Source organism: Winogradskyella sp. (assembly GCF_028289625.1).
Lineage (GTDB): Bacteria > Bacteroidota > Bacteroidia > Flavobacteriales > Flavobacteriaceae > Winogradskyella.
Window position 1 is genome coordinate 21,269 of record NZ_JANQOM010000011.1, and the last position, 14,893, is coordinate 36,161.

At 36.2% G+C, this 14,893-nt stretch carries 14 protein-coding genes; 2 read left to right on the forward strand and 12 right to left on the reverse strand.

Features of this window, described 5'->3' with window-relative positions:
* Positions 1-15 precede the first annotated feature (15 nt).
* The gene (locus Q0992_RS01735; protein WP_299519735.1) at positions 16-3,120 is read left to right on the forward strand and encodes an FG-GAP-like repeat-containing protein; all 3,105 of its coding nucleotides are present in this window, start codon (positions 16-18) and stop codon (positions 3,118-3,120) included.
* Between the two features lie 58 nt (positions 3,121-3,178).
* Positions 3,179-4,090, forward strand: a complete 912-nt coding sequence (locus Q0992_RS01740; RefSeq protein ID WP_299519849.1) for an ABC transporter ATP-binding protein — start codon at positions 3,179-3,181, stop codon at positions 4,088-4,090.
* 6 nt (positions 4,091-4,096) lie between these two features.
* Here Q0992_RS01740 and Q0992_RS01745 read toward each other — a convergent pair whose 3' ends face one another.
* The 12 genes from Q0992_RS01745 to Q0992_RS01800 all read right to left on the reverse strand — a co-directional run bounded on the left by Q0992_RS01745 (position 4,097) and on the right by Q0992_RS01800 (position 14,876).
* Positions 4,097-6,349 carry an MMPL family transporter gene (locus Q0992_RS01745; protein ID WP_299519737.1) on the reverse strand — a complete coding sequence of 751 codons (2,253 nt, stop codon included), beginning with the start codon at positions 6,347-6,349 and terminating at the stop codon, positions 4,097-4,099.
* Positions 6,349-6,912: a 4'-phosphopantetheinyl transferase superfamily protein gene (locus Q0992_RS01750; RefSeq protein ID WP_299519739.1), complete on the reverse strand. Its 564-nt coding sequence runs from the start codon at positions 6,910-6,912 to the stop codon at positions 6,349-6,351. The genes Q0992_RS01745 and Q0992_RS01750 overlap by 1 nt, the downstream gene beginning before the upstream one ends.
* The gene (locus tag Q0992_RS01755; RefSeq protein ID WP_299519741.1) at positions 6,912-7,163 is read right to left on the reverse strand and encodes an acyl carrier protein; all 252 of its coding nucleotides are present in this window, start codon (positions 7,161-7,163) and stop codon (positions 6,912-6,914) included. The genes Q0992_RS01750 and Q0992_RS01755 overlap by 1 nt, the downstream gene beginning before the upstream one ends.
* A 176-nt stretch (positions 7,164-7,339) precedes the next feature.
* On the reverse strand, positions 7,340-8,611 hold the full coding sequence (locus Q0992_RS01760; RefSeq protein ID WP_299519743.1) for a beta-ketoacyl synthase: 1,272 nt from the start codon (positions 8,609-8,611) through the stop codon (positions 7,340-7,342).
* Positions 8,608-9,045 carry a hydroxymyristoyl-ACP dehydratase gene (locus tag Q0992_RS01765; RefSeq protein WP_299519745.1) on the reverse strand — a complete coding sequence of 146 codons (438 nt, stop codon included), beginning with the start codon at positions 9,043-9,045 and terminating at the stop codon, positions 8,608-8,610. Before Q0992_RS01765 ends, Q0992_RS01760 begins: the two co-directional genes overlap by 4 nt.
* Position 9,046: 1 nt before the next feature.
* Positions 9,047-9,841, reverse strand: coding sequence for an SDR family oxidoreductase (locus Q0992_RS01770; RefSeq protein WP_299519747.1), 795 nt, complete (start codon positions 9,839-9,841; stop codon positions 9,047-9,049).
* Between the two features lies 1 nt (position 9,842).
* A complete protein-coding gene (locus Q0992_RS01775) occupies positions 9,843-10,895 on the reverse strand; it encodes a type III polyketide synthase (RefSeq protein ID WP_299519749.1) in 1,053 nt (350 codons plus the stop codon).
* Positions 10,896-11,606 (reverse strand): methyltransferase domain-containing protein, encoded by a 711-nt coding sequence (locus tag Q0992_RS01780; protein ID WP_299519751.1) that lies wholly within the window; start codon positions 11,604-11,606, stop codon positions 10,896-10,898. It lies immediately after the preceding gene.
* On the reverse strand, positions 11,606-12,715 hold the full coding sequence (locus Q0992_RS01785) for an NAD(P)/FAD-dependent oxidoreductase (RefSeq protein ID WP_367277931.1): 1,110 nt from the start codon (positions 12,713-12,715) through the stop codon (positions 11,606-11,608). The genes Q0992_RS01780 and Q0992_RS01785 overlap by 1 nt, the downstream gene beginning before the upstream one ends.
* Positions 12,716-12,732: 17 nt before the next feature.
* The gene (locus Q0992_RS01790) at positions 12,733-13,251 is read right to left on the reverse strand and encodes a YceI family protein (RefSeq protein ID WP_299519755.1); all 519 of its coding nucleotides are present in this window, start codon (positions 13,249-13,251) and stop codon (positions 12,733-12,735) included.
* Between the two features lie 63 nt (positions 13,252-13,314).
* Positions 13,315-13,764, reverse strand: a complete 450-nt coding sequence (locus Q0992_RS01795) for a 3-oxoacyl-ACP synthase (protein WP_299519757.1) — start codon at positions 13,762-13,764, stop codon at positions 13,315-13,317.
* Positions 13,761-14,876 (reverse strand): FAD-binding oxidoreductase, encoded by a 1,116-nt coding sequence (locus tag Q0992_RS01800; protein WP_299519759.1) that lies wholly within the window; start codon positions 14,874-14,876, stop codon positions 13,761-13,763. The genes Q0992_RS01795 and Q0992_RS01800 overlap by 4 nt, the downstream gene beginning before the upstream one ends.
* Between the last annotated feature and the right edge of the window lie 17 nt (positions 14,877-14,893).

A 14,893-nucleotide genomic window follows, 5' to 3' on the forward strand; every position in this document is an offset into this window, starting at 1 on the left:
ACCAAAATAAATTTAATGAAAAAAATTACGCTCTTAATACTCTCTTTTCTGTATTGCTTTACCATAAATGCCCAAAATACGGTAGATTGTACAGTTGGCCCAGTGAATACAACATATTGTTATACTAATAACGACACAACGAGTTTTTCATTTGTAAGTTCTGATGGTAACAATCTCAAGGTTATATTTAACGCGGGTGAAGTAGAAAACGATTGGGACGAATTAATCGTCCTAGACTCTGACGGTACTGAACTCTATAACGATTATGGAAACAATGGTGATTTAACAGGTCTAAGTTTTCAATCTTCTGGAGATAGCATAACAATAGCCATTGACTCTGACTCTAATATAAATTGTTCAGATAATGGATTTATACCTTGGGACTTTGATGTGTCTTGTAATACATGTACAAATCCAACCGCAGCTTACAGTGTAATTGACGATTGTGTTAATAGTGGTGGCTTTATTGTTGATGTTAATGTTAGCGATATGGGTTCTGCTTCATCTCTTACAATTTCAGATAACCAGTCTAGTGCTAATCAAAGTTTAACTGCATCGGGCAATATTCAATTTGGGCCTTATGCCAATGGCACAAACGTTATTATAAGTATACAAAATGATCAAGATGTTAATTGTAGTATTAATAGTGGTAGTTTAAATCAACCCAATTGCCCACCACCACCACCAAATGGCATCACATGTGCTTCTGGTTCTTCAACATATATCTTTACCGAAGATTTTGATGGTGTGAGCGGTTGGACAGGAGATTTAAATGGTGGAAATGGCACTTGGGAAATTCCCGACGACTCTGCATCACCAGATACTGGTCCAAACGATGCATTCAATGGCTCTAATTTTATGAATTATGAGGCATCTGGAAACACAACCGCTACAGCTTCTGCTGTAAGCCCTGCTATTGATTTAACAAATGCAACTGATGGTGCTGAACTATCATTTTACATGCATGCTTATGGTGATGATATGGGAACTCTAAATATAAGTGTAGGAAGTTCTGCTGGTGGCCCATTTACTTCTCTTTCCACTTTTTCCGGTCAATACCAATCTAGTGCTTCACAGGCATGGATTCCTGTAGGTATAGATTTGGATGCTTATCTAGGTCAGGTTATTTACATAGAATTTAGTCATACTGGTACTGGTACTGGTTTCCACGGAGACATGTCAATTGATTTTCTTCGTGTTGAAACATGTGGAGCTTTCTGTATTGCCCCTTCTGGCATTACAGCTACATCTGTTACATTCGATTCGGCTAGTATCTCTTGGACTCCTAATAGTAGTGAAACCACTTGGGAATATGTTGTACAACCTGCAGGAAGCGGAGTTCCAACTGGTTCTGGAACATCAACTAATACTTCATCTGCTAGCTTATCTGGTTTATCTCCGCTCACAACCTACGAAGTTTTCGTTAGAGCCGATTGTGGGATGGATGGATTTAGTGGTTGGGCATCAACTAGTTTCACTACTGAAGAAGATTTATCTAGTTACCCTGTAACATTTACGGCAAATCCAATTAATACATCAGAAACCTATGATATTGCATTGGTAGATCTAAACGGTGATTTTTTAGATGACATCGTTTCCGTTGGTTCAACAAACGTTAATGTACATTACCAATTATCTACAGGAGGTTTTAATGAGGTAGATATAACTACCACACCTGCAGATGATTTACCAACATGGAGCTTAGCTGCAGGAGATTTTGATGGTAATGGCTATAATGATCTTTTATATGGCTCTGGTACTGGAGTTACTTTTATGAAAGCTAATGCAACTGGCACTGGATATACTGAAATTTCTACAGGAGAATTTGTGTTTTCTCAACGCTCAAATTTTGTAGACATAAATAATGATGGTAATCTCGATGCCTTTGTGTGTCATGATATTGAAGCTAATGTATACTACATAAATGATGGTTCAGGGAACTTAACATTTTATCAAGGTCAAAGTTCAGGTGTTGTTCCAAATGGCTTAGGATTAACACCAGGTGGTGGAAATTACGGAACTGTTTGGGTCGATTTTGACAACGACAGAGACATGGATCTATTTATTGCTAAATGTAGAGGCGGTTCAACAACTATAAGCACCAATGAACTTTGGCGAAATGATGGTAATGGTGTTTTTGTCAATATAGCTGACAGTAATGGATGGTATAACACTAATTATCCATCTGTTGGTCATAATAACTCATCAAATCTTGGGGACAACGTACAAACCTGGTCTTCTGCTTGGGGAGATTTTGATAATGATGGTGACATGGATGTTTATGTTGGTGCAAGTAATACCACTAACGGTGATTCTAAATTAATGCGAAATAATGGTGATGGTACTTTTACCGATGTAACTTCTGGTTCTGGTGTCTTGGCGGCACAGCTTGGTATAGAAAATGCTCCTGCAGATTTCGATAATGATGGTTACTTAGACATTCTTTCAAATGGAGATATCCTGTTTGGCAATGGGGATCTTACGTTTACTAATTATTCAGACAATGTCCCACCAACAGGCGCAATAGGTGACGCAAATAATGACGGATTCTTAGATGTATTTAGAAGTGGGCAAATCTATATCAATGATACCAACTCTAATAACTGGGTGAAAATTAATACTGTTGGAGTCGTAAGTAATATCAATGCTATTGGAGCTCGAGTAGAAATTGAAACACCTAGTGGTACTCAAATTAGAGATGTTAGAAGTGGTGAAGGGTTTGAATTTATGAGTAGTTTAAATACGCATTTTGGAATTGGGTCAGATACAACCATAAATACTATTACAATTTATTGGCCGTCTGGTGTTGTTGATCAATTAGTAAACCCAGCCATTAACACCACGCACAATATCGTTGAAGGTTCAATATTAACTGTTGAAGATGAAACACTGTCGGACATGGTTATCTATCCAAATCCTGTTGGTGACATATTAACTATAGAGACTTCTGCTAGTTTAACTGATAAAATCGCTTCGGTTTTCGATATCAATGGCAGACGTGTAATTAGTCATAAATTAAAATCAAACACTTTAGATGTATCTTATTTAGAAAGTGGCATCTATTTCTTAAGATTAGAATCGCAAGGAAAAACTATGAAACGTAAATTTATTAAGAAATAAGGCCTTGTAAAGGAAACCGTTTGAGAAATCAAGCGGTTTTTTTATGGTATTTTTGCTTATGCTTCAAATAAAAAATCTATCCTTTGGCTATACAAAAAAAGAGGTCCTTAGTCTCTTAGATTTTAACGTTGGTATTGGCGAGAATCTAGCCATCATTGGTGAAAGCGGCTCCGGGAAAAGTACATTGCTTAAATTGATTTATGGCGAATACGATTTAGAACAAGGTGAAATTTTTTGGAAAGACACCAAAATTCTAGGCCCAAAGTTCAACTTGGTGGTTGGCTATGATTTTATGAAATATGTCTCTCAAGAGTTTGATTTAATGCCCTATACGTCTGTTGAAGAAAACATCGGTAAATTCCTTTCTCGTTTTTATCCAGAGGAAAAAGAAAAACGTACGCAAGAACTCGTTAAAGTAGTTGAATTGGAAGCCTTTGCCAAGACTAAGGTTAAACACCTAAGTGGTGGGCAAAAACAACGTGTTGCTATTGCAAGGGCATTGGCCAAAGAACCCGAAATTCTATTGTTAGATGAACCTTTTAGCCATATTGATAACTTTAAAAAACAATCCCTAAGACGAAGTGTTTTTAATTACTTGAAAGCGCAACAGATTACATGTATTGTGGCCAGTCATGATAAAAATGATGTGCTTGGTTTTGCAGACCAAATGATTGTACTTCACGATAAAAAAATCATTGCCAAAGACACTCCTAGTCACCTATATAACCATCCCGAAAGCCCTTTAATTGCTTCCTTTTTTGGTGAGTTTTCGATAATTGATGACAAGATATATTATGCCCATCAATTGAAAATTGTGGAGCAGTCAGATTTTACTGCGACTGTAAAACAATCCTATTTTAACGGCCAAAATTGGTTGGTTGAAGCTACATTTAAAAATCAAACGATATTCATTGAGCATAGCAACTCACTTGAAAGTGGGATTCCTGTACATTTAGATATCATTAAGTAGTTGTGTTTATTTATCAAACAGCTTCAAAAGTGCCGGCAAATAAAAGATATCCGTTATTAGGGCAATAGCAATGGTGACCGCACATAAAATTCCAAAATCACTTACCGATGGTGTTGCGCTAGAGGCTATAATCAGAAAGCCACCAACTAAAGCAATGGTTGTGGAAAATAAGGCGCTTCCCGTATAATGCATGGCGTTGTCCATTCGTAATTCTGGTGAACCTGTAATAATGTTGTTTTTTCTGTATTTATAAACGAGATGAATGGTATCATCCATAGCGATACCTAGCATAATTGGTGTAATCATCGCCGTGGAAACATCCAAAGGAATATCTAGTAAGCTCATAAATATAGCCAAGATGGCTAGAGGCAATACATTGGGAATCAATACCAAAAGTGTGGTTCTTATACTTTTAATAAATACCAGTAAACACAAAAATGCGACAAAAAACGCTGCAAAGAATGACTTAAATTGAGTTTCTAATATGAAGTTATTGAGTTGGGCAAAGACCACTGCAAAACCATTCATTTTAAGGCTGAACTTGTTGGTGTCAAAAGATGATTCAAAGGCTACTTTTATGTCATCTAAAACCTGTTCTAATTCTGAGGTCTTCATTTCGCTCAATGTCAACGTAAGACCTGCTGTGCTTAAGTCCTCAGAAATTAGCTTGAAAAAATCATTGTCATTGTTGTCCAATGACGTTAGCGTGCTCTTAACTTTCGCTTCCGATAAATTGGATTGAAATAATACTGGTGTTCGTTTTTCTAAAAATGATTTAAAGTTAACTATAGAGACCGGGTTGGAAATAAACGAATTACTTTCTAGTTGCTTTTGAAAATCTTCAAACCGTTTAATGGTATTTTTATTCAAAATAGCTTCGTCATTATTCGTAGAAATATTGAGTTGCAAACGATTGCTACCGCCAAGTTCCGCTTCGACCGTTCGCAGATCTTGTTTAGCGATACCTTCTGCCAATAAGTCCCGTGAGTTGGTGTCTATTTTCACGTTAAAAACAGAATATAAACCAAATAACAACACAGTAGAAAATCCAAAAATAATCGGCCGTTTATATCTTGTCGTAAAGTGGTTCAACCAATTTATAGTTCCTGTTTGACTTATTGCTTTAATACTTAAAAGTGGCTTGGCTTTTTCAAAATTAAGGTTCATAAAACTAAAGCCAATAATCGTGATCACATAAACCAAAACAAAGCTGAATATTAACCCTATACATGTAAATACACCCATATTTTTAAACGCTGGTAAAGGCGATAAATACAAGGCAAAATAACCAACAAATGTCGTTAGAGTTGTATAAAAACATGGTGTAAAACTCTTTCTGATGGTGTATGCCAAAAGCTCTACTTTGGATAAGGATTTATTTTTAAGACCTTCTTTATGGTAAATATTGATGATGTGGACCGCATCACTAACGCTATAAACCATCAGAATGGTAGGAATGAGCATGGAAATCATATTTAAAGCGTAGCCCAACGATGTGATCAGCCCAAATAATAATGAAACAGGTACCGCTACGGATAATAACGAAATAATGAGATAGCGTTTACTTGGCAGTAAGAAGAGCAACATTATAGTGATGACCAAAACCGTCAAAATCCCAAAAACAAGACTCTCTTTGTAAATCCCTTTACTATACGCCTCATTAAGAACTGGAGGTCCCGTTACGTAGTAATTAGAATAGCTTTTTTCAATAACTGAGCGTATCTCTCCAGCAATATTCTGACGCTTTTCTTCGATGGTTGGCGTAGGATTCATTTGGATATAAAAAAACTGGCTTTTATAATCTTCCGTCACTAGTTTGGATGTGATATTCGGAAGTTTTGAGAAAAGATTTTTTAAGCCTTTTTCGCTTCGCTTTGGAGTATATAAGTCGCTAAAAACTATTCTATCATTTCCATAAATTGGGTATTTGGCCTTAGCCAAACTAAAGGTTGTCTTTACATAGGGTAAGGCTTCTATTTCGTTGTGCAGTCTCTTTAATGTATTTACTTCTGCTTCTCCAATGGCATTTTCCACTGGAAGCATAACGATAAAAATTTCATCGGATCCAAAATTCTCCTGAAAATCAATATACGCCTTGTAGCTAGGGTCATCTTCTAAAAACCATATACCAAGGGAGTTATCGATACTGAGTTTGTTGACCGTTTGATAACCCGAAAATGCCATAGCAATTGCAAGGACAACTATAATTGCTATTCTAAATTTTATAATCGCCGATATGATAGTTTTTAAGCGTTCCATTATTGTGCAAAAGCTATAGTCCCAAATCGGCCATGATGCGATAAACTAACATTGTATACTTTGGTTTTGCATTGTATGGTCGGAATCCCATACTCATGCTTTACAAATTTGAGGTCTTTTTTATCACAATTCAATTGTTGTGAAGCAACAGATAGCAACTGATCTAGAAGTATTTTATGTTGTGCTTTACCTGAAGCCATGTGCAACAAAACAACTTCAGAATTCATGTTTTGTGGCCTCAAAAATGCCTCTGAAAGAATATAGTTTGAAGTAATCTTAGTGATAACATAGCACTTAAATGTTCCGTATGTGACCATGCTTGTTTTGCTAAGTATACATTCGAAGGCTTTTGGATTATAAAATCGGCTTGGGTGTAGCTGTGTGTACAATTTATAAGCGGCTTCCTTCATACTCCATAGTTGCCAAACCATGATGTTAGGTTCCTCAGAACGTTCTATGAGGTCTTGCTCTTTCGATGTGAACAGTTTATCTAAATACCTTGGTCGTTGCCAATTAGATTGAGTCTTGGCTAGTTCGATATCAATAATATCGTTTCCAACCATTAACCTTTCAGTTTTTGTATTACAATATCCATCGCAGATTTAACATTGAGCATTTGCTCCATATCTTCATTTTCTAGGTGAATGTCAAACTCGTCTTCAATGTCTAAAATTATATCAACGAGGTTTGCGGAATTTATTTTCAAATCATTTACAAAATCTGTGTCTTCAGATAGATTTTTGAAGGCCTCCTCATCTTGAACATAAGGAGCAATTATAAGCTTTAATTTGGCAATTAGTTCTTCTTTATTCATGGCTGTTCTTTGAATAACAAAGTTACGCCATAAATCGTTTAAAGAATAATCTTTCTGTCACATCGAGTGTTTTTTGAGGAACGAAGGAAAATGTATCGGGATGCAAAAGACTTTGTTCTCGATACTATTTTCAATTATTAAATTGAAAATCACTCGAACTGACATTAGACTGTGTTTTATTTAAACCTCCTAAAAACCACACAAGCATTGACGTCTCCAAAGCCAAAACTTGCTTTTGCAAGTATATCGAAGTTGAGCTCTAATGTTTTGATTGGAATTTTGTCTTCAGCAACTAACTGTTCTATATCCGGATGTAAGTCTTCACAATTCAAATTAGGCGCAATAAATTGTTCCTTAAGTTGAATAACACTTGCAACGCATTCTATGGCTCCAGCGGCAGCCAAACAATGACCAACAAGAGATTTTGTAGAATTAATATATGGAAAGTCACTGCCATATTGCTGTAGTGCTTTTGTCCAATTTTCAATTTCTAAGGTATCCTTAGTTGTCGCCGTAAGGTGTCCGTTTATAACTTCGATTTCATCTGCAACAACTTTAGAGTTTTCCAAAGCTCTAACTATACAACGTTGTACAGCCTCTGGGTTTGGTGCTGTTAACGTTCCGCCATTGCGTTGACCTCCCGAATTGATTTCTCCTCCTAAAACCTCAGCATAAATATTCGCCCCACGTTCTAAAGCACTTTCCAGAGACTCCAATACCAAAGCGCCAGCGCCACTACCAGGTACAAAACCTGAAGCTGAGGTGCTCATAGGACGGGAGCCTTTTTCGGGTTGATCATTATACTTATAAGTCATCACTCGCATGGCATCAAAACCTCCCCAAACATATGGGCCATGGTCGCTACAACTTCCTACAAGCATACGTTTGGCCTGTCCACTTTTTATTCGTTCGTATCCGAGCAATAAAGCCTCCGTTCCTGTAGAGCAGGCCGAAGAGTTTGTTGTAACTTGATTTCCCAAGCCTAGCATACCACTTAAATAAGCACTCACACCACTCGCCATGGTCTGCAGTACAACCGTACTGCCTAAACGCCTCACATTACCATCATCCAACTTATAAATCGCTTCCCTGAATTTTTCAACACCTGAGGTTCCCGTGCCAAAAATGAGTCCTGTATCATAATCAACTTGACTATTGGGTTCCATGTCAAAACCTGCATCTTGCCAAGCATCAACACCTGCAATACAACCATACAAAATACCAGAACTATTGAACCCTCGCAACTGCAAATCCGTAAAATATTGAGATTTTAAATCATCCGATATATTAGGAACACCACCTATTTGGCAGGAGAAATTCAGGTCTTTTAACTCTTGATGAAAGATAATACCTGATTTGCCATTCTTTAAAGCAGTAGTAAACTCTGAAACATTGACAGCATTAGGTGCTAAAACGCCTAAACCTGTTATGACCACTCTGTTATTCATGCCTTCAACATTCCCGAGATTAAGCCTCTTGCTACCAATTCTTCATTCTTATTATACATTCTGACCTTACATCTTAGTTTGTTAAATCGAAATACGTCCTTGTTCGATCTTACAGTAACTTTCTCATCTGGCAATACAGGTAAATAAAAATCCATTTGATGTGATGTTAGTGCCACTTGAGGTTGCTTGTAATCTTTTAAATCATCCTTGATTAAATATATGCCCAAACACACCAAACCGATTTGCGCCATACATTCCGTTAAAATTACTCCTGGTGTTATAGGGTTGCCTTTAAAGTGTCCTTGGTAAAAAAAGGCTTCTTTCTTAAAGGTGTAATGCCCTGTAATGCCGTTTTCGGAAACAGTATCAATCCCATCTACAAATAAAAATGGGGCTTTGTAGGGCAATAAGGATATAATTTCTGATGTATTCATGTTACCTTAAATGTTCACCTCCATCTACCGGAATTACGGTACCTGTAATCCACGAGGCTTCGTCCTTAGTTAATAAATAAACTACATTGGCCACATCTTCTGGTGTGGTTAAACGACCATTGGGATTTCGTTTTAGACTATGTTTTATTATCGTTTCACTTCCAGGTATTAATCGTAGTGAAGCCGTATCGGTTATGCCAGCTTGAATACAATTAGCTTTGATGCCAAATAGAGCAAACTCTAATGCTATACTACGAGTAATGGCTTCTAGCGTTACTTTTGCTGCTGAAACCGCCGCGTAGTTTTGCCAGGCTTTTGTATTGCCCTCACTCGTAAAACTTATTATTCTGCTGTCATTAGCAAAAAGTTTTGCTTCGAACAAAGCTTTTGTCCAATCGTAAAGACTCAGTGCCATGGCATTTAGGGTAATCTCAAAATCATCGTGCTGTAATGTTTTACCATCTTCAGACACCATTGGTTTTAAATTGCCTTTGGCGATACTATGAACCAAAACTTTCAGTTTACAATCAATGCCAAACATAGCAATCAACTCATCAATAACCATTTGACGCTTTTCAGGTTTAATAAGGTCAATATTAAACGTTTTTAATGCAACGTCATTTTGCTTAATAGCATCAAATTCTTTATTGATTAATTCTTCGTGCATTCTAGGGCTACGATGCACTACACAAATATTCAATCCGTGTTTGGCCAACTTTTTTGCTGTGGCCAGACCCAAGCCACTGCTACCACCCAATATGAGTGCCCATTGATTTGTCTTTTCAAACTTTTTCATATTACCACTCTAATAGTATTCGTTGTGCTGAAAAGCCTGGACCAAAACTTAACATTAATCCCTTATCACCTTTTGGTATATCTCTATCCAAAAACTGCTCTAAAACATAAAGTACCGTTGCGCTACTCATATTGCCGTAAAGTCGAAGTACTTCTTTTGTGTCATCTATATTTTTGCCTAAATCCCCAAATAAATCCTCAACCGTTTGAACAATTTTTTTACCTCCAGGATGAAATACCAAATGATCAATATCTTTAATCGTTAAACCATTTTTTTCTAAAAAGGGATGAATAATCTTAGGAAAATGATCTGCTATGGTCTGTGGCACCGATTGATCTAATACCATTTGTAATCCCGAATTCCTCAGTTTAAATCCCATCATGTGCTCTGCATCATAAAAATGATACATGGCTTCATCCTTTATTTCAGGACCTGATTCGTCTTCATAAGATGATAAGATGACACTGGCACAACCATCGCCAAAAATAGCTGCGCTTACAATGTTCACCATGGAGTAATCCTCTAATTGAAACGTTGCTGTTGGTGACTCTACAGCAATAACTACGGCACGCTTATTGGGATTGGCCTTTAAAAAATTCTTAGCATACAATATACCCGAAACTCCTGCTGCACAACCCATTTCTGTGACTGGTAAGCGAACAATATCCTGTTTCATGTTTAGCCGATTAATTAAATAGGCGTCTAACGAAGGAATCATTATACCTGTACAAGATACAGTGATTATATAATCAATATCTTTAGGCTTAAGGTTGGCTTTATCCAATGCTTTTAATAACGACTGCTCGGCAATCTTAATACATTCTCTAAGATAGATGTCATTTTTATCTTCGAATGAGGTTTTCATAAAGACTTCTTCTGCATCCATAATGGAGTAACGTCGGTCAACAGCGGCATTTTCAAAAATCTTCAACACCTTCCTTTTAAAACGTTCTTCCTGTCCTTCCAACCATAATTCTACATAAGGCAGAATGTCCTTAGTCTCTCTAGTATATTTTGGAAGTTGCTTTGCAACTGAAGTGATTCTTACTGCCATTTAGGTTGTTATTAGCCATTGGTAACGAAAAGCCCATTTCCAATGAACTTCCGATTTGAGCTGCAATTGGTCTGAAAAACTTTCCAACTCTTTACGTTTAAATGCCCTTAAAATTGAGGTCAATCCATCTTGTACAATCATAGGGTTGGATATTGTTAAACTCAATAATTTAAACAATGTGTAAGCTACATTACTTCTGTGTAAATCATTAACAACAATACCTAAGTCGGCACTATTTGAAATTGTTCTTAATAAAGAAAGGATTTCTTTTTCGGTAAAATGATGCAGAAACAATGTTGATAAGGCAATATCATAATCTAATTTTTGAAATTCATTCGAAAATATATCTAAGGCCTTAAACGTAATTTCTTCATATTCTTCTGATAATTCTTTTGCATAATCAATAGTATCTTGATTAGCGTCTATGCCCATAAGCTTAAACGTATAATTATTTTCTCTCCCATAGTCCGCCACTAATCTTAAAATATCACCATGGCCACAGCCCAAATCAATTATGGTGTATATTTTATCCTTTGGTTGCCCATTAAGCAATTGCTCTACACCTTTTAGGGTCACTCTATTTCCTCCCAACCATCTATTAATTTTACCTAATTTATCGAGCGTATCACGCAATAATTCGCCCTTCATGGAGAAATCATCCATGATTTCGGTTGCATTGCTTCGGTAGGTGGTATCTATAAATAAACCCATTATATCTTGATTGGTTTGCCGTGCGTCATCCTTATAATATAAGGTACTAGAAAAGGAAGGCTTCTTAAAAGTACGAGTAATTTTGGCGCCAACCAATCTTGCCTAAATAAATAAGCAATGATGTGTCCAGCTTTTAACCTTAGCTTGAATGTTTTTTCCCAACTTTTAGAATACATATGCTCTAATTCTGACCGAGTTTTAATTTTATTTTGAAAATAGTCAATAACGAGATTAGATGCTAAATGCGCACTTCTAATGGCCATTCCCATACCATTACCGCATAAAGGATGTATCATTCCTGCAGAATCACCGCACATTAACATATGATTTTCAACAGGCCTTTTGGTCTCAAAGGAAATTTGGCTAATTGTTAAAGGCTTTTGAAACTCTAGAGTCGATGATGAAAAAATAGCTTTTAAAGCGTCATTCTTGAAGATTACACTTTGTCGAAACTGTTCCATATCCTTATATTTCTTGAAAGCGTCATAATTAGTAATATAACATAAATTAATGCAATTATTCTCAACCTTAGATACACCACAATAGCCCCCTTTAAAGTTATGAAGGGCAACTTTAGTCTCATCAAATTCGCCAGAAACATGGACCTTTACACCCAAATAAGGGGACTTCTTTCTAATAAATGCTCTGTTCAACTTAACATCTAAATTAGAACGCTTTCCAAATGCTCCTATGACAATTTTAGACCTGTATTGTTTATTGGCTTTGGTAACAACTTGAAAATTATCATCGCTAAATTTTACATCCACGACCGTATCCCGAAATACATGAACATTGTTTTTTTGAGCTAAGTTGTACAGTTGAAAATCCATTTCATAACGGCTCATCCCAAAACCACCTAATGGCAGTTTTGACTGTATTTTTTTGTTATTATGTGTGGTTAACTCAAACCGTGTTATTTGTTTCGCGCCAAACTCAAAAGGATTAAAACCTAGAAATTTTAAATAAGGAAGGACTTCGTTAGATATGTATTCGCCACAGACTTTATGCCTTGGGTAACTGTGCTTTTCAATAATTAAAACCTTGAGATCGGATTTTGCTAAGTGAATGGCAGAAGTTAAGCCAGCTAATCCTCCTCCAATTACTATCACGTCAAAATTATTCGAATTCATTCAATATCCTGAGAATGGGTCACCTTTATTTTTACGTTTTTGCTCATTATAAGACTGCCTCCACCAACATCAAAGTCGCGTCTATTGATTTCAAATGAAGCCATAATTTTGTGTTTATTATTTACATTTAGAACGGTCACTGGAATCGTAATTTCCTTTGTCTTCCCTTTAATCGTAAGAATTGCATCAACACTATATTCCGAGTCTGACTCTTTTGATATGGATGTGCTATTTAGTGTTATGAATTCATGATTTTCAACATCAAAATAATCCTCTTTCAGTAAATGCTCATCCCTACTTTCAATACCAGTTTTAATTGAAGACACTGTAATCTTACCTGAAATACTTAATAGCTCTGATGCAGTATTGAACTCTGCGTCAATATCGAAAGTGTTAAAATGGCCATCCACATTCACTCCTAGATTTTTTATAATAAAATCAATCGAAGATGTATTTTGAGTGTGGGAAAGGCTAGTAAATACGACTAATAATGTAACGAATAAAAAACGTAACATAGCTAATTTTTACCTGTGAAGTTACAATAAGTTTTGATAGGGATTAAACCTATTTGCTCTTTTTTAGAGAATTTTTGTAATCGTGATTTCCTGTCCTCTAAACATCAGGATATCTCCTATAGATTTTGAAACCAATACTTTTGCCATAGGTGTTGCCATTGAAATGGCGTAAAAGGTCTCATTACCAACCTTTAGCTCACCTACACTAACACCTAAAAAATAGTTTGATTTTGAAGTAAAAACAAGGCTTCCTAGGGCAATTGAATTTTGCTTCAATTCTGGATTAATCTTATTTAAAAGTTCAAGCTGTTTTTGGATTTCTGCTAATTGTTGTCCTGTCTTCTCCCTTTCAATCTGAAGCATTGCCCTTCCTGTCTCGTGCTTATCGCCAACAGAACTTTTGGTTTCGGTTTCTAACGCATTCTGAATATCATTAATTGCATTCTGAATTACCTCCAAACGCGAATTGAGAATATCAAGGCATTGATTATATAAACTAAGCTTTAAAGTCATTCTAATAAATCTGCCAATTCCCTGCCAACACTACTTCCTATGGCTACACCCATGCCTCCGAGACGCACGCCACAAAACACATTATTGCTCAACTGTTTTACGATTGGATACTTTTGATTTCCAACTCCCATAATACCAGACCAACGTCGTTCTATCTCAAAGTCCCTACTAGGAATTATGGTGGACTTTAGCAATGCTTCAAGTTTGTCTTGTATCAGTTCTGTTTGACCAAACTTGGTTGTTTCTTCTCCTTTAAAGTCTAGGTTTCGTCCTCCACCAAATAAAATTCTATCGTCAATATTTCTAAAGTAATAATACCCTTTGTTTAGATGAAAAGTTCCTTTTATATAAAGTTTATCTATTGGTTTTGTAATGAGTACTTGTGCTCGTGCAGGTTTTATATTTTCTTCAATTAGTTGATTTGCAAATCCATTAGTCGCCACAAAGACTTTTTTTGATTTTAGACTGAAGTTAGTGGTGTTTATATGTACTGTTTCATTCCCTTCTTCAACCGTATCAACACAACAATTATTTAGTATTTTAATTCTAGATCCTAAGGCCTTATTCAATAGAGCTTCCATCATTTTTCCGGTATCAATCTGCCCCTCGAACTTATTATACCCGATTCTTTCTATGATATTTTCAAATCCAAACGGATTGTCTTCAAAAGAAAATACATTGGTTTCAAATAAAGGCCACAATAATTCATTGATGCTACCCTTTTGATTGTAACACTGTTCAAATAATGCTTCATCTTGTTTTAAAAACAGTTCATAGCCACCATGTTGTTTGTACTCTATAGCATTATCGCCTAGGATATTTCTTAATAGTTCTAAACCTTTAATTCTTTTTGAAACAAGTTCTAGAACTTCATCTTCTGAATGATTTTGGAGGTCATCAATAATTTCGCTTAAGCTACCAAAACACGCAAAACCAGCATTCTTTGTGCTGGCCCCTTGGGGTAGCATCCCTTTTTCTAACACTAAAATATTAGCTTTAGGATAAAGACGACGTAACTCTAAGGCACAACTTAATCCAACAATTCCACTACCAATGACGGTAAAGTCTATGTCGGTCAACCAAGATTTTATTTCCCAATACGATAAATTCATAGCAAAAAAAAGCTCCT

Bases quoted from the DNA above. Each gene is read 5' to 3' on its own strand.
- Q0992_RS01745 (WP_299519737.1), bottom strand. From the start codon at position 6,349: ATGGAACGCTTAAAAACTATCATATCGGCGATTATAAAATTTAGAATA.
- Q0992_RS01755 (WP_299519741.1), bottom strand. From the start codon at position 7,163: ATGAATAAAGAAGAACTAATTGCCAAATTAAAGCTTATAATTGCTCCT.
- Q0992_RS01765 (WP_299519745.1), bottom strand. From the start codon at position 9,045: ATGAATACATCAGAAATTATATCCTTATTGCCCTACAAAGCCCCATTT.
- Q0992_RS01795 (WP_299519757.1), bottom strand. From the start codon at position 13,764: ATGACTTTAAAGCTTAGTTTATATAATCAATGCCTTGATATTCTCAAT.
- Q0992_RS01775 (WP_299519749.1), bottom strand. From the start codon at position 10,895: ATGGCAGTAAGAATCACTTCAGTTGCAAAGCAACTTCCAAAATATACT.
- Q0992_RS01780 (WP_299519751.1), bottom strand. From the start codon at position 11,606: ATGGGTTTATTTATAGATACCACCTACCGAAGCAATGCAACCGAAATC.
- Q0992_RS01750 (WP_299519739.1), bottom strand. From the start codon at position 6,912: ATGGTTGGAAACGATATTATTGATATCGAACTAGCCAAGACTCAATCT.
- Q0992_RS01800 (WP_299519759.1), bottom strand. From the start codon at position 14,876: ATGAATTTATCGTATTGGGAAATAAAATCTTGGTTGACCGACATAGAC.
- Q0992_RS01790 (WP_299519755.1), bottom strand. From the start codon at position 13,251: ATGTTACGTTTTTTATTCGTTACATTATTAGTCGTATTTACTAGCCTT.
- Q0992_RS01735 (WP_299519735.1), top strand. From the start codon at position 16: ATGAAAAAAATTACGCTCTTAATACTCTCTTTTCTGTATTGCTTTACC.
- Q0992_RS01760 (WP_299519743.1), bottom strand. From the start codon at position 8,611: ATGAATAACAGAGTGGTCATAACAGGTTTAGGCGTTTTAGCACCTAAT.
- Q0992_RS01740 (WP_299519849.1), top strand. From the start codon at position 3,179: ATGCTTCAAATAAAAAATCTATCCTTTGGCTATACAAAAAAAGAGGTC.
- Q0992_RS01770 (WP_299519747.1), bottom strand. From the start codon at position 9,841: ATGAAAAAGTTTGAAAAGACAAATCAATGGGCACTCATATTGGGTGGT.